Annotated in this window: 17 protein-coding genes and 2 pseudogenes; 18 read left to right on the forward strand and 1 reads right to left on the reverse strand. The window is 36.4% G+C overall.

Features of this window, described 5'->3' with window-relative positions:
* Window positions 1–13 precede the first annotated feature (13 nt).
* From cysS to rpsI, 8 genes are all read left to right on the forward strand, one after another.
* Window positions 14–1,357, forward strand: a complete 1,344-nt coding sequence (gene cysS, locus HBN42_RS08445; protein WP_165994609.1) for a cysteine--tRNA ligase — start codon at window positions 14–16, stop codon at window positions 1,355–1,357.
* The gene (locus tag HBN42_RS08450; RefSeq protein ID WP_165994610.1) at window positions 1,350–1,745 is read left to right on the forward strand and encodes a Mini-ribonuclease 3; all 396 of its coding nucleotides are present in this window, start codon (window positions 1,350–1,352) and stop codon (window positions 1,743–1,745) included. Before cysS ends, HBN42_RS08450 begins: the two co-directional genes overlap by 8 nt.
* A gap of 198 nt (window positions 1,746–1,943) precedes the next feature.
* Window positions 1,944–2,387 (forward strand): hypothetical protein, encoded by a 444-nt coding sequence (locus HBN42_RS08455; RefSeq protein ID WP_165994611.1) that lies wholly within the window; start codon window positions 1,944–1,946, stop codon window positions 2,385–2,387.
* Between the two features lie 121 nt (window positions 2,388–2,508).
* On the forward strand, window positions 2,509–3,258 hold the full coding sequence (rlmB, locus tag HBN42_RS08460; RefSeq protein WP_165994612.1) for a 23S rRNA (guanosine(2251)-2'-O)-methyltransferase RlmB: 750 nt from the start codon (window positions 2,509–2,511) through the stop codon (window positions 3,256–3,258).
* A 9-nt stretch (window positions 3,259–3,267) separates the two neighbouring features.
* Window positions 3,268–3,780, forward strand: coding sequence for an NYN domain-containing protein (locus HBN42_RS08465; protein ID WP_165994613.1), 513 nt, complete (start codon window positions 3,268–3,270; stop codon window positions 3,778–3,780).
* A 217-nt stretch (window positions 3,781–3,997) separates the two neighbouring features.
* Window positions 3,998–4,858, forward strand: coding sequence for a DegV family protein (locus tag HBN42_RS08470; protein WP_165994614.1), 861 nt, complete (start codon window positions 3,998–4,000; stop codon window positions 4,856–4,858).
* A gap of 220 nt (window positions 4,859–5,078) precedes the next feature.
* A complete protein-coding gene (gene rplM, locus HBN42_RS08475) occupies window positions 5,079–5,525 on the forward strand; it encodes a 50S ribosomal protein L13 (RefSeq protein WP_165994615.1) in 447 nt (148 codons plus the stop codon).
* 20 nt (window positions 5,526–5,545) lie between these two features.
* The gene (gene rpsI / locus HBN42_RS08480) at window positions 5,546–5,938 is read left to right on the forward strand and encodes a 30S ribosomal protein S9 (protein ID WP_018366814.1); all 393 of its coding nucleotides are present in this window, start codon (window positions 5,546–5,548) and stop codon (window positions 5,936–5,938) included.
* Window positions 5,939–6,064: 126 nt separating this feature from the next.
* Here rpsI and HBN42_RS10345 read toward each other — a convergent pair.
* A pseudogene (locus HBN42_RS10345) lies at window positions 6,065–6,245 on the reverse strand (site-specific integrase); the annotation flags it as partial.
* A gap of 442 nt (window positions 6,246–6,687) precedes the next feature.
* Here HBN42_RS10345 and HBN42_RS08490 point away from each other — a divergent pair.
* The 10 genes and pseudogenes from HBN42_RS08490 to HBN42_RS08540 all read left to right on the forward strand — a co-directional run bounded on the left by HBN42_RS08490 (window position 6,688) and on the right by HBN42_RS08540 (window position 16,433).
* Window positions 6,688–7,704, forward strand: a complete 1,017-nt coding sequence (locus tag HBN42_RS08490) for a YdcF family protein (protein WP_165994616.1) — start codon at window positions 6,688–6,690, stop codon at window positions 7,702–7,704.
* An 11-nt stretch (window positions 7,705–7,715) separates the two neighbouring features.
* Window positions 7,716–8,408, forward strand: a complete 693-nt coding sequence (locus HBN42_RS08495) for a response regulator transcription factor (protein ID WP_165994617.1) — start codon at window positions 7,716–7,718, stop codon at window positions 8,406–8,408.
* On the forward strand, window positions 8,398–9,390 hold the full coding sequence (locus HBN42_RS08500) for a sensor histidine kinase (protein WP_165994618.1): 993 nt from the start codon (window positions 8,398–8,400) through the stop codon (window positions 9,388–9,390). The genes HBN42_RS08495 and HBN42_RS08500 overlap by 11 nt, the downstream gene beginning before the upstream one ends.
* A 105-nt stretch (window positions 9,391–9,495) precedes the next feature.
* On the forward strand, window positions 9,496–10,251 hold the full coding sequence (locus HBN42_RS08505; RefSeq protein WP_165994619.1) for an ABC transporter ATP-binding protein: 756 nt from the start codon (window positions 9,496–9,498) through the stop codon (window positions 10,249–10,251).
* Window positions 10,238–12,115 carry an FtsX-like permease family protein gene (locus HBN42_RS08510; RefSeq protein ID WP_165994620.1) on the forward strand — a complete coding sequence of 626 codons (1,878 nt, stop codon included), beginning with the start codon at window positions 10,238–10,240 and terminating at the stop codon, window positions 12,113–12,115. The genes HBN42_RS08505 and HBN42_RS08510 overlap by 14 nt, the downstream gene beginning before the upstream one ends.
* A 35-nt stretch (window positions 12,116–12,150) precedes the next feature.
* Window positions 12,151–12,849 (forward strand): TraX family protein, encoded by a 699-nt coding sequence (locus tag HBN42_RS08515; RefSeq protein WP_165994621.1) that lies wholly within the window; start codon window positions 12,151–12,153, stop codon window positions 12,847–12,849.
* A gap of 246 nt (window positions 12,850–13,095) precedes the next feature.
* Window positions 13,096–13,610 (forward strand): annotated as a pseudogene (locus HBN42_RS10005) (transposase); the annotation flags it as partial.
* A gap of 372 nt (window positions 13,611–13,982) precedes the next feature.
* Window positions 13,983–14,483 carry a DUF2127 domain-containing protein gene (locus HBN42_RS08530; RefSeq protein WP_165994622.1) on the forward strand — a complete coding sequence of 167 codons (501 nt, stop codon included), beginning with the start codon at window positions 13,983–13,985 and terminating at the stop codon, window positions 14,481–14,483.
* A 902-nt stretch (window positions 14,484–15,385) separates the two neighbouring features.
* Complete coding sequence (locus HBN42_RS08535; protein WP_165994623.1) at window positions 15,386–15,718, forward strand: PadR family transcriptional regulator; 333 nt, start codon at window positions 15,386–15,388, stop codon at window positions 15,716–15,718.
* A 16-nt stretch (window positions 15,719–15,734) separates the two neighbouring features.
* Complete coding sequence (locus HBN42_RS08540) at window positions 15,735–16,433, forward strand: hypothetical protein (protein WP_165994624.1); 699 nt, start codon at window positions 15,735–15,737, stop codon at window positions 16,431–16,433.
* The last annotated feature ends 590 nt before the right edge of the window (window positions 16,434–17,023 follow it).

A 17,023-nucleotide genomic window follows, 5' to 3' on the forward strand; every position in this document is an offset into this window, starting at 1 on the left:
AAGGAAATAATGAATGATCAAAATATATGACACGATGACACGCAGCTTACGGGAATTTATTCCTATAAATGAAAACCAGGTGAATATGTATGTCTGTGGGCCAACGGTTTACAATTATATTCATATTGGAAATGCGCGCTCGGCAGTAGCCTTTGATACAATCCGTCGCTATTTTGAATACAGTGGTTATACTGTTAATTATGTTTCTAATTTCACAGATATCGATGATAAGATTATCAAGGCAGCAGCTGAGCAAGGAATGTCACCAAAGGCCTTGGCCGACAAATTTATAGCAGCCTTTATGGAAGATACTGCTTGCTTGGGCATCAAGCCAGCCAGTAAAAACCCAAGGGTCATGGATTATATGGATGCCATTATTGACTTTGTGTCTGTCTTGATTGAAAAAGGATTTGCCTATGAATCACAAGGAGATGTCTATTTCCGAGTAGTCAAGTCTGAAAATTATGCTAAACTGGCTAATAAAACCACAGAAGACCTTGAAATCGGTGCCTCAGGACGTACTGATAGTGAAATGGCCTTAAAGGAGAACCCTTTAGACTTTGCCCTCTGGAAAGCAGCTAAAAAAGATGAAATTTCCTGGGAAAGTCCTTGGGGTTCAGGACGTCCAGGCTGGCATATTGAATGTTCTGTTATGGCCACTGAAATCTTAGGTGACACCATTGACATCCACGGTGGAGGTGCAGACTTAGAATTTCCACACCACACCAACGAGATTGCCCAATCTGAAGCAAAAACAGGAAAGACCTTTGCTAACTATTGGATGCACAACGGCTTTGTCAATGTTGATAACGAGAAAATGTCCAAATCTCTTGGGAATTTCGTAACTGTCCATGATATGTTGCAAAAGGTAGACGGTCAGGCTCTTCGCTTCTTTCTTGCCACCCAACAGTATCGAAAACCTATTAATTTCACTGATAAGGCCATTCATGATGCCGAAGTTAACTTGAAGTACCTGAAGAACACCCAAAATCAACCCCTAACTGATTCAGCTTCTATGGAAGAACTGCAGAGCTACGCCACTGCCTTTACAGAAGCAATGGATGATGATTTCAACGCAGCAAATGGAATTACAGTAGTCTTTGACTTTGCCAAATGGATTAATTCAGGCAACTATACAAGCGAGGTTAAAAGCCTGTTTGAAAAGATGCTAGCTGTTTTTGGAATTGTTTTTGAAGAAGAAGTGCTTGATTCAGAAATTGAAGCTTTGATTGCAAAGAGGCAAAGCGCCCGTGCCAATCGTGACTTTGCTCAAGCAGATGCCATTCGTGATCAGCTGGCAACTCAAGGAATCAAACTCCTTGATACCAAAGATGGTGTGAGGTGGACACGTGACTAAGGTTGATGTTAATCTGATTAATGGTATTGCTTTAGCCTTTGAAGGGGATGCTGTTTATTCTTACTATATTCGTCGTCACCTCATTTTCAAGGGACAAACAAAGCCTAGCCAGCTTCATCACTCAGCGACAAAGTATGTCTCTGCCAAGGCGCAGGCTAATCTCATTCAGAAGATGTTAGAAGATGATATTCTAAGCCCCAAAGAATTAGATATTTATAAACGTGGTCGCAATACCCACAGTCATACCAAGGCAAAAAATGCAAATATTGTTACCTATCGCATGTCAACGGGCTTTGAGGCTGTTATGGGTTATCTGGATATGACAGAAAACAAGGAACGCTTGGAAGAACTTGTGGCCTGGTGCATCCAAACCATTGAAAAAACTTAGAAAAAAGAGAGGCCAGACAGCCCCTCTTTTTTCTAAGCTTTTGACTACCTAGGGCTAAAGAAAAAGATCAAGGGAAATAGATGTTTGCTAGCTGCTGGTACAGTGACCATACAATTTCATATAAATGTGGTAAATACTTGAATTTTTTAGCTATTGTTTTATACTAAAGGTAGGTAAGAATATTAAGGAGGCTTTACTATGAAAAATATGAGAAGACAAAAAGTTTACACAGCCATTACATTCTCAAGCTTGCTTTTAGCTGCTATGCTAGTCAGTCCAACTGTCAAAGCCAATGAAAACACAATGGCTGGACAAGCTCAAAAAGTCAATGCTGAGGATAAAAAAGCGGATCCTATGACAGTTACTGGAAAAATAAGGAAAGACCAACCTATTTTTGATATTGCTGTCACATTAGCAGGCCCCTTAGAAAGTGAAGGTCAAACTATGATCAGCCTTCAGGATACAAAGGGTAATGACCTAAGTATCATTAACTACCAAATGGCAGCAGGTCTAAATAACATGACTGCCTGGTTTGATATGAGCCACCAAAAGACTGGTGACTATAAGGTGACAGTGACCATAAAAACTGCCAGCAACAGCTATCAAAAAACAACAGAGACAATTCATTTTGTACAGAAATAAGGAGCTTGCTAGTAGCATTACGTTTAAGAGGACTGAAATCTAAGACTTTGGTCCTTTTTTACTTATTTTATTTGTCAGATCAATAGGACTATTTTCTCAGATTCATGCTATAATATGAATTATGAAAAATACTGAAATTAAAGAAGAGAATAAGGATATTGTATATGGCGTTCACGCTGTTACAGAGAGCTTGATAGCTAACACAGGAAATAAACTATACTTGCAAGAAGACTTGCGCGGCAAGAATATTGATAAAATTAAGGCTTTAGCTACTGAAAAGAAGGTCTCTATTTCTTGGACTTCTAAGAAAACCTTGACAGAGATGACTGATGGTGCTGTTCACCAAGGCTTTGTTTTGAGAGTCTCTGCTTTTTCCTATAGTGACTTAACTACCATTATTGAAGCTGCAAATGCAGAAGAAAATCCCCTCATTTTAATTCTTGATGGGATTACAGATCCTCATAACTTTGGATCCATCTTACGAACAGCTGATGCTACCAAGGTTTGTGGTGTTATCATCCCTAAGCATCGCGCAGTTGGGGTTACGCCGGTGGTTGCAAAAACGGCAACTGGTGCAGCAGAATACGTACCAATTGCGCGTGTTACAAATATCAGTCAAAGCATTGCTATTTTAAAAGAACACGGCTTTTGGATTTTTGGAACAGATATGGAAGGCACTCCCTCACCACAATGGAACACATCTGGTAAACTTGCCCTAATTATTGGTAGTGAAGGCAAGGGTATTTCCCAAAATATCAAAAAACAAGTAGATGAAATGATTACTATTCCCATGGCTGGACATGTGCAGAGCTTAAATGCTGGTGTGGCTGCAGCTGTGCTTATGTATGAAGTGTACCGACATAAACGATAAGGTAGTTAGATGAAGAAAAAGATTTTACTGGTTGATGGTTATAACATGATTGCCTTTTGGCAGGAAACCAAGCAGCTTTTTAAAAGTGACCAACTGGATCAGGCTAGAGAGGTTCTGCTGAACAAATTGAATAATTATGCTCATTTTGAAAAGATCGAAATCATCTGTGTCTTTGATGCCCAGTTTGTCCCTGGCCTAAGACAGCGTTACGATCAGTACATGATTTCAGTTGTTTTTACAGAAGAAGACGAGACGGCGGATGCCTATATTGAGCGTACAGCTGCTGAGTTAAACACCTCCTTACACTTAGTGGAAGTGGCAACCAGTGATTTGAATGAACAGTGGACGATTTTTTCCCAAGGTGCCCTAAGGGTTCCCGCTCGAGAACTGGAGCGTCGAGTCAATACTGTTAAGGCAGATTTGGATAAAATGTCTGAGTCTATTGATTCTAAAAAACCTAAACTGAGACCTTGGAATCAAGGACAAATAGACCAACTTAAAAACTTATTGGGCGATCTATGAGTAGAATGAGCTCCTAAAAGGCTGACCTCGTAACTTGACAAGGTTGTCAACCAAACATCCTAAAACTTAAGCAGGGTGTTTTTTCTATGTCTTGAAGAATCTGATGATAGGCAGGTGAAGGAGAGAAAACTTGCTAGGGATGTGAAAATTTGGTAGAATGTTTTGATAATAGTTTGACTATCAAATAAATTAAAAAAGATTGTAATTGAGGTACTGCATGTTTACACTAATGACGGATTCAACTGCAGATTTAACAAAAGATTGGCTTGAAACACATCCAATCCTTAGGCTCGGTCTAACTGTTGAACTAGATGGAAAAATCTATGAGACATTGGGAGAAGATGCTCTATCTACCCAATATTTATTGGAACAAATGAAAAAAGGCAGTCAACCAAAGACTAGCCAAATTAATGTCGGTCAGTTTGAAGAAGTTTTTCGAGATTTTGCCAAGAAAAATCAAGCCTTACTCTACCTAGCCTTTTCATCAGTTCTCTCAGGAACTTACCAGAGTGCTGTAATGGCAAGAGAGATGGTTTTGGCAGACTATCCAAAAGCCACTATTGAGATTGTTGATACCTTAGCAGCAGCTGGTGGCGAAAGTCTTTTGGTAATGGAAGCAGCCAAGGCTCGTCAAGCAGGTAAAACTATAGAAGAAACCAGACAGTTGATTGAAGACCTATCCCCTCGTCTGCGTTCCTATTTTTTAGTGGACGATTTGCACCACTTAGAAAGAGGTGGACGACTCTCTAAAAGTTCAGCCATCTTAGGAAGTTTAGCCCATATCAAGCCTCTCTTATCGATCTCAGCAGAAGGTAAACTAGTGCCAATTGCTAAGTTTCGTGGCCGCAAAAAAGCAAGTAAGGAATTGCTTAAGCTGACAGTTGAGAACCTCTCTTCAGAAAAGCTTCTTATCTCTTATACTGGCTCTATTGACAGCGCAGAGGGCTTAAAGGAAGAATTCCTCCAAGTGCCAGCTGTAAAAGAGGTACTGATTCTGCCAATTGGACCTGTTGTTTCAGCCCATCTAGGGGAAGGGACGCTAGCGGTATTCAGTATTGGGCAAGAAGCAAGGAAATGAGCTACCCTGTTTTTTCATAGCTTGAGAAGCTCAGCCATTTCAAAAGATAAGGAAAAAGAGCGTAAAATTGCTTGACGTGAAGCCTCATTCTTTGGTATGATAATAGACGGTATTGTTTACCCCATTTGAAAGGCCCCGGAACCTTCCAAATACCTTTGCGTGGGACGGAACACCCACCAACACTTGTAAACACATATTACGAATTCGTATAGGAGAAATCATGAACAAAACAACTTTCATGGCTAAACCAGGCCAAGTTGAACGCAAATGGTACATTGTTGACGCAACAGATGTACCTCTTGGACGTCTTTCTGCAGTAGTTGCTAGCGTACTTCGCGGAAAGAACAAACCAACTTTCACACCACACACTGATACAGGTGACTTTGTTATTGTTATCAACGCTGAAAAAGTTAAATTAACTGGTAAAAAAGCAACTGATAAAATTTACTACACTCACTCATTGTACCCAGGTGGATTAAAACAAATCTCAGCAGGTGAACTACGTTCTAAAAATGCTGTTCGTTTGATCGAAAAATCTGTTAAAGGCATGCTTCCACATAACACTCTTGGACGTGCACAAGGTATGAAATTGAAAGTCTTCGTTGGTGCTGAGCACACACATGCTGCACAACAACCAGAAGTACTTGATATCTCAGGACTTATCTAAGAGGAAAGGAGCATTATATAATGGCACAAGCACAATATGCAGGTACTGGCCGTCGTAAAAACGCTGTCGCACGCGTTCGTTTGGTTCCAGGTACTGGTAAAATCACAGTAAACAAAAAAGATGTTGAAGAATACATCCCACACGCAGACTTACGTCTTGTTATCAACCAACCATTCGCAGTGACTTCAACTGAAGGTTCATACGACGTTATGGTTAACGTTGTAGGTGGTGGATACGGTGGACAATCAGGTGCGATCCGTCATGGTATCGCTCGCGCATTGTTACAAGTAGATCCAGACTTCCGCGATTCATTGAAACGCGCTGGCCTACTTACACGTGACGCACGTATGGTTGAACGTAAAAAACCAGGTCTTAAGAAAGCACGTAAAGCAAGCCAATTCTCAAAACGTTAAGAACCGCTTTACATCAACGATTACAGGCATTTTGCAAGTCTCTTGCAAGGTGCTTTTTTGTTGTTTTTTGCTTTTGATACCTTTTTTGATACCGTTCTGGAAAAACTTCTACATCTTTTTTGATTGTTATTTTGCTTGATTGAGATAGTCCGCAAATTTTTTTGATGGAGTTTTGCTCTCCAGTTTTTGTTGTATGGGTGTAAATATCAAGTGTCATTTGACTACTTGCATGCCCTAAACGTTTAGAGGTGTTAGTTGGGTCAATTCCGATTTCTGTCATAAGAGTAGCGTGAGGAAATTCATGTGGGCGTTTAAGAACTTATTATTAGGTAGATTTGTTATTTTTAGAAGACGAGAAGGTTCCAAGAGGACTATTACAACAAACGAAGTCCAATGATACTAGTATATTTTGTAATATAATCCGATTGATTTCTAATGTTGATTGGCTATAAAACATCAATTGTTCAAGATAGAAACATGAGGAGAATGTGTTATAGTGCTGGTTTATAAAATTATATATATAACTAAAAGTAAAAGTTCCCTAACAAATAAACAAGAAGTTTTTACTAAAACAAATATGGCTTATCAGCACTAAATGCCTAGAATTTAGTGTAGCAAGTAAACTTAACTCAGAAAACTCGAAGTCCTCTTTCGGAAAATCATTAGACATTTCCATTAGCTATCATTAAAATGACCAAATATAAAATGTGTTATAATGGGTTTAAAGGATACATAATGGAGGTAATCGAATGATTTTATATGGCTTAACGATTGTGTTGGTGTTACTTTCTATTATTTCGATCAAAAGAGATGCGAGAAAATTGATTAATATCTTCCTCTTGTTTTTTGCTTTAGTAGGAACATATCTCAGCTTGATTTCTTTGGCCTACGAAAGAGCTCCGCAATTACATGAGATTTTGCTAACCATACTTTATAAGGTTTTGCCGGTAGCTGTTTTGGGTTTTGCCCTGCTAATGATTGTAAACGGGATAATCATTTTACGTAAGGAAGGAAAATCTCTAGCAAATGCTTTGTCCTTGGCAATCGGGATCTCCATACTTGGTTATTTCTTTCTTTTAGGCATTTATCTCAATCAAGCGTCGAAAAGACCCATAGGTGAAATTAATCTCTATTCTTATCAGTTATTTCATTTAATTAGTTTTCTTTTTGCGGTAGTGACAATTATATTTGTAGCTTTTTGGATTTATACATTTGTCTATGTCACCATGCCTTTAAAAAAGGACTATGATTTTATTATTATCCATGGTTCTGGCTTGTTGGGCGGCGATAAAGTAACTCCCTTGTTAAAAGGTCGCATCGAAAAAGGGATAGAAGCCTATCAGTTAGCAGAGAAAAAGACGGTTAAGTTTATTGCAAGTGGAGGCCAAGGGCCAGATGAAAAGATCTCTGAGGCCAAGGCCATCAGTGACTATTTATTAAGTAGAGGAATTCCAAAGGAAGCCATATTATTAGAAGATAAATCGAGAACCACTTTTGAGAATTTAAAATACTCTAAAGACATGGCCCAAAAAGAGCTAGACGACCCTAAATATATCTTTATCAGTAATAATTACCATGTGTTTAGAGCTAGTCTCTATGCTAGAAAGCTCAAGATGAAAGGTGAAGGTGTGGGTTCAAAGACAGCTCGTTATTACTTGCCTAGTGCTTTTATTCGTGAGTATGTCGCCATTTTACTGAAATTAAAATACGTCTTGTTAGCCTTAGCCATGGTCTATCTGATTTTTTACGTCATTAGTTACATGTGATGGGAGAAAAAATGAATAAAATTGCTTTAATTGAAGATGATAAGGATTTAGCCAAGCTAATTAAAGAGTATTTGGAAAAGTATGATTTTCAAGTTATTATGGCAGAAGATTTTAGGTCGATTGTTACGTTTGTTGAAGCTAACTCTCCAGATTTGATATTGCTTGATATCACCCTTCCAAGCCATGATGGCTTTTATTGGGCAAATGAAATCAGAAAACAATTTTTAATGCCTATTTTATTTATGTCTGCTAGGACAGAAGACTATGATCAAGTCAGGGCCATTATGAGTGGTGGTGATGATTATATCACAAAGCCCTTCTCTTTTGAGTTGCTACTAGCTAAAGTGCAATCTCATTTTCGAAGGGTATATGGTGAGTACGCTACGAAAGAGGTTGAGACCTTGCAGTATGGTAACACTAGTTTTAATCTAGCCAGACTGACCTTAAGTGTAGCTGATCAGACTGTGGATTTATCCAAAAACGAAGCTATTTTGATGCGAGTCTTACTCAAAAACTCCCCTAATATTGTCAAAAGAGAATTAATCCTCTCGGAAATATGGGATACGGATATGTTTATTGAAGAAAACACTCTAAATGTTTCTATTAGTAGAATCAGAAAAAAATTGACTGACTTGCAATCGGATTTAAGAGTCGTAACGGTTAGGGGATTAGGGTATAAGCTGGAGCTAAAAGATGACAATTAAGGTTTTGAAACGTTTTTTAAAACATTACTTAGGCTTGTTTGTGATGGTCAGTTTGGTTCAACTTTTCTTTTTTGGTAGCCTTTTTCTCATTAAAGGCATTTGGTTTAGGGAGTTTTGGTACTTTTTACTCTTAGTCTTCATTTCTTTAATCGTTTATCTATTAAGTCGTTTTTACAAGCTCTTTCGTATTTATAGCCTTTCTTTTGAGGAGCAAAAGACTTTAGAAGAATTTTTACTAGATTCTCCAAGAAATTCCTTTGAAGAGACTCATAACGCCCTAGTTTCTAAAATGTTAGAGCTTTACTACAGGGAAAAGAATCAGCAAAAAAAAGAAAAAAGAGTTCAAAAAGTTCTTATTTATCGCTTTGTCCATCAATTAAAAACACCTGTTTCTGTCTTAAAGTTACTCTCTGAAAAAAATGAGACTGTGGGAGATTTTGAGATTGCCAACAAGCAGGTGGAAACTATTCAATACCATTTAAATCAGCTTTTAGAAGTGTATCGTCTGGATGATTTAAAAAATGATTTTATGGTGGAATCGGTTAATCTTTCTCTTATTTGTAAGGACGTCATCAATCAATTGAAGGACTATTTTATTGCAAAATCAGTATTTCCTAAGCTAGAGATTGACCCTTCTGTCAGGGTTTATTCGGATGCCAAATGGTTGAAGCTTATCATTTTCCAATTGGTGACCAATGCCATCAAGTATAGCAATCCTAATCAACAGCTTAATTTTACCTTAAAATATTCTGAGAAAAGCACTATTTTAGCCATTAAGGATCAAGGTGATGGCATCCCTAAAGAAGAGCTGTCTAAAGTATTTGACCTTTTTTATATTGGAGAAAATGGTAGAAATAATGGGGATTCAAGCGGACTGGGATTGTACATTGTTAAGACCTTGACGCAATATTTAGGCCATGGTATTAGTTTATCATCAGAAGTAGGAAAAGGAACAGAGGTTACCATTCGTTTTGACCGTTAAGATATCCAAAAACATTACAAAGTTGTAAGCTTAGGTAATGTTTTTGGATTTTTCTATAGAGTTTAGCATGATAAACTTAAGTCATCACAAGAAAGGGATCAAAACATGATTTTACAAGTAGAACATTTAGAAAAAGTTTATAGCGGAAAAGTTTCTCATAGGGCTTTAGATGACATCAGTATGTTTGTTGAAGAAGGGGAATTTATTGCTATTATGGGACCTAGTGGTAGTGGGAAAAGTACCTTCTTAAATACCATTTCAACAGTTGACAAGCCTTCTGGTGGCTTGGTTTTTATTAATGGACGTGACCCACACCTCTTATCTGATCAAGAGCTAGCTAAGTTCAGAAGAAAAGAACTCGGTTTTGTTTTCCAGGATTTCAATTTAATCAATACCCTTACGGTTGAGGAAAACATCATGCTTCCTCTTGCTTTAGATAATCAAGAAAACAATCGGATGTTAGAGAAAGTGAATGAGTTAGTCCATTTACTAGGTATCGAAAATATTTTGAAGAAAAGAACTTATGAGATTTCAGGAGGGCAGGCTCAACGTGTAGCTGTGGCAAGAGCTGTTATCAATCACCCTTCTCTCTTATTAGCAGATGAGCCGACAGGTAACTTAGATTCGAGAGCAGCCAAAGATGTGATGAAATTATTTCAACTACTGAATGACAAAATGGGAATAACTATTTTAATGGTTACACACGACCCGAATGTAGCCTCATATTCAGATAAAACTTATGTCATCAAAGATGGAAGTATTTTTCAAGAACTGTTGAAAAAGGATAGCCGAAGCACTTATTATAAAGAAATAATGAGCACTATGTCTCTGTTAGGAGGGGAGAGCAATGACTTTATTTGATTTGGCTTATAAAAATGTGGTTAGAGACTTTAAAACCTATCTTTATCATTTCATCAATTGTCTCTTTTCCGTCTTTGTTTTCTTTATTTTTTCAGCCTTTGCTTATCACCCTGCTTTAAAAGTAGTAGAAGATGGTAGTACCATAGGTTTGATTTTATTGACAGCAGAGATTATCTCACTTCTCTTTGCCTTTGTTTTTACCCTTTATTCCATTGGAAATTTCCTTAAAGTAAGAAGTAAACAATTTGCTATTATCAATCTTGTTGGTGCTAGTAAGAAGCAGTTCAAAGCCATTATTTTTTATGAAAACATGATTATATCTGGCTTGTCTTTGATATGTGGTATTGGTTTTGGTCTTATTTTTTCCAAATTTTTCTTTATGATTAGTGAAAAAATGATTCCTAATATTCAATTAGACTTTTACCTTCCTCTAAAAGCCATGTTAATGACTTTCTTGGTAGTGGGTGGACTGTTCCTTTTTATTTCCTATGTGTCACCTTATATCTTGCGTCGAACACGAATCATCAAATTATTAAAAACAGAAACGGTTTCGGAAAAAAGTTACTTAGGTGTGCTTTCTCTTGTTTCTATAGTCATTTTAGGGCTCATTTTTTATTTGTATCAGACGGATAGTATCTTGTTTCTACCGCTCCTTGGAGCGTCTAGCTTAACTCTTTTCTATACTTTTTTTGGCCTGCTGTTTAAGGCCTACACTTATGCTTTACACTTGTTACAAAAAAGAAGACGAAAACTCCAACTGCTGACTGTTAGTAATTTTAACCATAAAATTCAATCTAATTTAAAAACTATGAGTTTGGTCTTCTCCTTGTTAGCGATTATCCTAACCTCTTTTATTGTTATTATTGGCTCGCCATTAAAGGTTGAAGAAGTCACACGTAAAATTCTTCCCGTGGCTTATACCTATACTGAATGGCAAGATACCGGGCATTCAGAAAAGAATGTTCAATACATCCGACATGTTTTATCTCCTAAAAAAGGCTACAAAGAACTAAGGGTTAATTATCTCTACAATGATGATCCGACCTCAGATTTACCCTTTGTAACAGGAATTATTAGTAACTCCACGTATAATCAAGTGAGCACTTTAATTGATAATCCTAAACTTAATTTGAAATCAGATGAGTATTTTCTGGCAGGATTTGATGGCAAAAAGCTTCCTGTCATGGGAGTTATGCAAGGAGAAGCATTTCGTAAACTTGGGATTTCAAATGAAAGAGGCCGTACCAAAAAAACCATTGCTTTATCAGGCTACTTTCAAGAAGTTATTGTCATCTCTGATCAGAAATATCAAGCCATTCAGGACAAGTTCTCTCATTCTCACTATACTATTTTTGATATTTTAGACTGGAAAAAAGCTGGAAAAGAAACAAAAATGCTGCAGAAGTATCTTAAAAAAGATACAAAAAAACTAAAGGTTTCCCTCTCTTCGGCCTATGAGTACTATAATAATGAGTGGTTTACGCGAAGTTTAATTTCTTATGTGGGAAGTATTTTATGTTTTTCATTTCTAGTAGGGATGACAAGTTTGATTTATTCAAGACTTTATAATTCTTCAGAAGAAGAGGTAGAACGATTAAAAGCACTTCGAAAAATTGGCTTATCTGTGACTGATATCAAGAAAATTCTATCAAGTACGGTTAAGTGGATTTTAATTGTTCCTTTTATATCAGCAATGTTTGTCACTTGGGGAATATTTATGATTATCAACAATTACAGTATGGCTTCTTATTGGAATATTGTCTTAGCTTGTAGTGGGCTTTACCTCATTATCGAAACAGTTTCATATGGCTTGATTGTTAGCCATTATCAAAAATTTATATTAAAAGCAATTTGCAATGAGTAAACATTAGTTATTATGAAAGGAAACGAAACAATCGAATGAACAGAAATCAATTTAAAATCTTATTGCTGTTAGTGATGGTTTTAGATCATGCTAGTTTTATTTTTCCAGCTTCTTACGGTATTGGTATTCACATTATCTCACGATTTGTAGCTGTAGGCTTTGCCTATTTAGCAGTAGAGGGATTTCGCTACACAAGTGATGTCAAACGCTACATCATGCGTATGTACCTTGTTGCTATCGTTATGTTTGTAGGAAATAAAGCCTTAGGGGCTCTAGGCATTTACTCTGAAAATAATATTTTACTGACCTTAGGGATAGGTCTAACGGCATTATGGGCAATCAGGGCTATCAAACAACCGATTTTAAAAATCTTAGCAGTATCAGCCTTGTTAGCACTAGGTGTTCTATTAGCAGAAGGTGGTATGGTCGTTATTCCTTTTATGTTGTTAACTTATCTTTTTAGAGAAAGTAAAATCAAACAATATATTAGTTATTTGTTATTATCAAGTCTCCTTTTATTGTTTTCAGTCATGGACATGCCATCTTCAATGACCTTAACAGAGATAATGATGCTTAATGCAGACTTTATGTTTATCACAGTTATTCCTTTATTGGAGTGTTATAATCATAGACTTGAGAAGAAAACAGCCTTTAACCAATCATTCTTTTATGTTTTTTATCCCCTTCATCTTTGGAGTTTAGCTATTATACAGTCTTATGTTATCTTAGGATGAGAGTAGTTTCTCTAATGATAACTAATAGAGAGAATACTTTACTGGAAAAATCATAGTTTCAAGTTATTAAACTTTTAGTTTGTATGGCTTCGAAGGTAAAAAAATTAGATTTATTTTTATTTCCTAAGTTAAAGAATGATTATTATAGTTAGTATTAATAAAGAAATATGCTATATTTTGAATCGGTTACACTAAACTAGACAGAAATTATAAAGTGTATTACACTGAAAAAACAGGAGAAAACAAATGTCTAGAAAAATTCGCCGTACCTTCACCGATGATTTTAAGCAACAAATTGTTGACCTTCACAATGCAGGTAGGAAACGGAGTGAGCTTATTAGTGAATATGATTTAACCCCTTCTACCTTTGATAAATGGATCAGACAAGCCAAAACTACAGGCTCATTTAAGTCTATTGATAATCTAAGTGATGACCAACGAGAGTTGATTGAACTCAAGAAGCGAAACAGAGAGCTTGAAATGCAGTTAGACATCTTAAAGCAAGCGGCAGTGATTATGGCACAAAAAGGGAAATAATCACTGCTAACAAGAATAAATACAAGATTTCAGCCATGTGTCGTTGGCTGAACATCCCTCGTTCTAGCTATTACTGCAAAACTGTAGTTCCTGTATCTAATTCCGAAATGGAAGAAAAAATTAAACACATTTTCTTCGAGAGTAAATCCAGATACGGTGCTAGGAAAATCAAGAAATGTCTGCAAGTCGAAGGAAGGGTAATGATGAAGTCTAGAATGAAAAAAGAAGGTGTTTAAGAAAACCAGGTCTTAAAAAATAACAACTATGAAGATATTGCTTTATATGGGATTATCAATCCTAAAGAGTAAAAAATAAAATTTCTTAATTGTTTATTGTCTAGGAATCTTGATAGAATAATGTTTTATTTATCAATATTCCTTTCGTAAATTATTGTGAAATACAAAAGCATTCACAGAAGATGAACTGTAGACTAAAAGTTAGAGGTAAAAGCTAAGGGGGAAGTTCAAACTGCGAATGCTTTTCTTGCTCCTGACGGCTGAGAGAAAGTATGGTATGATAGTTTTATTGTGAGATGGCTTGTTTTATGCGGATGAAACGGCAGCTTATGATAGGTTAGTTGTAAAGGAAGGTAAAAGATGTTACCAAAGAATGCTGGTCGTCCAAAGAAAGTTCAGGTTCTGGATCATAGCTTTAAGATAATGATTTTTACAAAGTTAGCATTTGCAATTGGTGAGACGCTATCAGGCATACTTTTGCTGGTATTTAAACACCAAACCATTCAAAACCTTATCTTCATTCTAACGTCTGGGCAACTAAAAGCAAACCCTAAAGCTTTTATTGCCAGTCATCTTGTTCAGCTGGGAACTGTTATCACCCTATCAGGACAGCGCATGGCTGCTCTTTATTTGTTATTGCATGGCATTTTGAAATTACTAACCTTGATCCTTCTTTTGCGCAAAAAACTCTGGGCATACCCCTTGTCCATCCTCTTGTTCCTGGGATTTATTGTTTACCAAATGAGAGATTTTTTCCTGACCCATCATTTCAGTATGATTGCCTTGACGCTATTTGACCTTTTGATCATTATCCTTACATGGCTGGAATATAAGGAATTAAAAAAACGTTGGACCATCTAGAGGCCAAGCCTCATTAGCAGTGCTTAACCCTGGATCACACTAATAAAGTAAAACATAAAGCTGCATAAGATAAAAACATTCTCATCTCTGGGAATGTTCAGACTGTAGACAAACCCTATTTACCTAGACCAATAAGCTCAGAAGCTCTGCAGGCTATCAATGGATTTCCTATTTCTGCGAGCAACCGCGAGCCGATTAACGATATCTTCGCCGTTCTGAAAGTATCTAGAATACCTTTAATATAGGGGTTTTAGACACCGGGAACTTGCCAGACCTTAGGCTCGAAAGTTAGGTATGGAATTCTTTGGTTTTCTTAAACAGTCACTCCCCTGACTGTTTAACCTGTCCGACAGCACCTAAGGAAGGTATCAAAAATGACTTTTTCTTCAAACTGAACTTAGGTAGTGCAAACTACCTAAGTTTTTAATATGGTTTCATTTAAGCTAGTTAACTGATAATTGTCTCAACTTTGTAATACTTTCTGCTAAGAGAGAATTGTCTTTTTCTGTCTATTGAAATTCTTTCAGATAATCTAAACGAAAAGTCATGTGGTCTTTTAGTGAATTTAAATAATGGGTACTACTTTCATTAACTTGGAAATCTTCTAATGAGCCAACTTTTTGAAATGACAAAAGCATTGTCGTGCAGAACTTGAATGCTGTATTTGCTATCATGTTTGGAATGTGTCAAATTTGATTGATCAGAAGCAGATAAGTCAAGAAGGAAGCTACATAACTAGTTTCTTCTATATTTAAATTCTTAATTGCATACAAGAACAAAATATGTCATTAAGAACACAAAAAATTTAATCTTAATTCTCTTGACAAGTAGACTAACTTGCAATACAATATAGCTATATAAAGTAACTTGTATTACAAGATAGACAAAAGGGGGGGCACTACTTGATTCCGTCACAAATGTTAAAGGGTTTGTTGGAAGGTGCTATATTAGAAATTATTAGGCAAGAAGAAACTTATGCTTATGAAATTTCAAAAAAATTGGAAGTCTATGGCTTTGGTATCGTTTCTGAGGGAACCATTTATCCGATTATTTTAAGATTGCAGAGCAGTAAATCAATTGAAGGGATAGCTAAACCATCTCCGCAAGGGCCAAAACGTAAATATTATAGTCTAACTGAAACTGGCTTACAGCAATTAGCAGACTTTAAAGCAAATTGGTTGTCGCTCAGCTCTGCGATTAACCAACTCTTAAGTAATGAAAAAAAACGATCCTAGTGAGGTAGAATAAATCATGAATAAAGTCAAAGCACTACAAAAAGAAAACAGCACATTAGAAAAAGAATTAGATAAGGTCTACTCTGATGATTACAGCAATATGATTGTCTACATGCGTGGGACAAAAATAAATGGGTTTCATCAAGAAGAAATCCGTAATGATTTGATTAATTTACTCCTTGAAGGTCAAAAGCGTGGAGAGAGTTTGGAGGATGTTTTTGGGCAAGATAAACAAGCTTTTATTGATGATGTTATTGCTTCAGCGCCAACAATGACAGCCACAGAAAATTTTTTAAGCCAACTAAGCCTGGTTTTAACACTCATCCTAAACTTTTCTTTTATTTTCATTTTTGGGGACCTATTAACCTTCTTCTTAGAACACCTAGTGAAACATAACCAAGTCCCTCTTAGAATGACCATTACTTGGTTAGACTTAATTTCTATGCTGGTGATTATAGGTGTATCGATTGCTATAGTTAAAATGATTATCAAAGGAACCTATATCCTATCTGACAAAGTCATGAGAAGACGGTTCATCTTCTATTGTCTTCTTATCTTTATTCTTATTTTTAGTCTCCTATTTCTAAACCAATCCATTAACTCCAATATCCTAGAAGGCCCCATCTGGTATTATCTTCCTTTATGTGGATTGCTAGCGCTGGCTAAGTTTGCAGTCAGCTATTACTATGATAAGACCTATAATAGGCCATTATAGCAGAGGCCAGGAAAATCTGGTGCAGATGTCCCATATGGGCATGTCGCAATTGTTGAAAAAATGATGATATTTAGACCTGCTGATTTAATTACAGCGCAATTAGCAATTATAAAAAAACCTTTGAACAGTACTTGTTTAAAGGGTTTTGTGATAATAAATAAGGCTAAGCAGATCTTTATGAGAAAGGGGAAACTGATCATATCAAAGCTTATGTATCTTTCTGAGAGGGATTCTACTGAATTGAAAGAAAATGACATAAATAGAACAAAATCCTCTTGACAAAGGTGTCTATAATGGCTATACTAATAAAGCTGTCAGGAGCCAGTAACTTAAGAAAGAAAAATAAAAAGCTTAAAAAAGTAAAAAAGATATTGACAAAGTTAACCGCACCTGATAGAATAAAATAGTTGTCTCGTAAGAGAAACAAGACCTTTGAGAACTGAATAAGACGAACCAAACGTGTAGGGTGATATGATTATGCATATTACCTGTCAATAAAAAAACGAAAAAAATCTGTCAGCGACAGAAACAATGAGTGAAAGACTCAAACTTTTAATGAGAGTTTGATCCTGGCTCAGGACGAACGCTGG

The organism is Streptococcus catagoni (assembly GCF_011421425.1).
Taxonomy (GTDB): Bacteria; Bacillota; Bacilli; order Lactobacillales; family Streptococcaceae; genus Streptococcus; species Streptococcus catagoni.

What these genes read in the sequence shown, in the direction of transcription:
- rplM (WP_165994615.1), top strand. Translation starts at nt 5,079, where the DNA reads ATGAACAAAACAACTTTCATGGCTAAACCAGGCCAAGTTGAACGCAAA.
- HBN42_RS08510 (WP_165994620.1), top strand. Translation starts at nt 10,238, where the DNA reads ATGACTTTATTTGATTTGGCTTATAAAAATGTGGTTAGAGACTTTAAA.
- HBN42_RS08530 (WP_165994622.1), top strand. Translation starts at nt 13,983, where the DNA reads ATGTTACCAAAGAATGCTGGTCGTCCAAAGAAAGTTCAGGTTCTGGAT.
- HBN42_RS08515 (WP_165994621.1), top strand. Translation starts at nt 12,151, where the DNA reads ATGAACAGAAATCAATTTAAAATCTTATTGCTGTTAGTGATGGTTTTA.
- HBN42_RS08455 (WP_165994611.1), top strand. Translation starts at nt 1,944, where the DNA reads ATGAAAAATATGAGAAGACAAAAAGTTTACACAGCCATTACATTCTCA.
- cysS (WP_165994609.1), top strand. Translation starts at nt 14, where the DNA reads ATGATCAAAATATATGACACGATGACACGCAGCTTACGGGAATTTATT.
- rpsI (WP_018366814.1), top strand. Translation starts at nt 5,546, where the DNA reads ATGGCACAAGCACAATATGCAGGTACTGGCCGTCGTAAAAACGCTGTC.
- HBN42_RS08505 (WP_165994619.1), top strand. Translation starts at nt 9,496, where the DNA reads ATGATTTTACAAGTAGAACATTTAGAAAAAGTTTATAGCGGAAAAGTT.
- HBN42_RS08495 (WP_165994617.1), top strand. Translation starts at nt 7,716, where the DNA reads ATGAATAAAATTGCTTTAATTGAAGATGATAAGGATTTAGCCAAGCTA.
- HBN42_RS08490 (WP_165994616.1), top strand. Translation starts at nt 6,688, where the DNA reads ATGATTTTATATGGCTTAACGATTGTGTTGGTGTTACTTTCTATTATT.
- rlmB (WP_165994612.1), top strand. Translation starts at nt 2,509, where the DNA reads ATGAAAAATACTGAAATTAAAGAAGAGAATAAGGATATTGTATATGGC.
- HBN42_RS08470 (WP_165994614.1), top strand. Translation starts at nt 3,998, where the DNA reads ATGTTTACACTAATGACGGATTCAACTGCAGATTTAACAAAAGATTGG.
- HBN42_RS08500 (WP_165994618.1), top strand. Translation starts at nt 8,398, where the DNA reads ATGACAATTAAGGTTTTGAAACGTTTTTTAAAACATTACTTAGGCTTG.
- HBN42_RS08540 (WP_165994624.1), top strand. Translation starts at nt 15,735, where the DNA reads ATGAATAAAGTCAAAGCACTACAAAAAGAAAACAGCACATTAGAAAAA.
- HBN42_RS08465 (WP_165994613.1), top strand. Translation starts at nt 3,268, where the DNA reads ATGAAGAAAAAGATTTTACTGGTTGATGGTTATAACATGATTGCCTTT.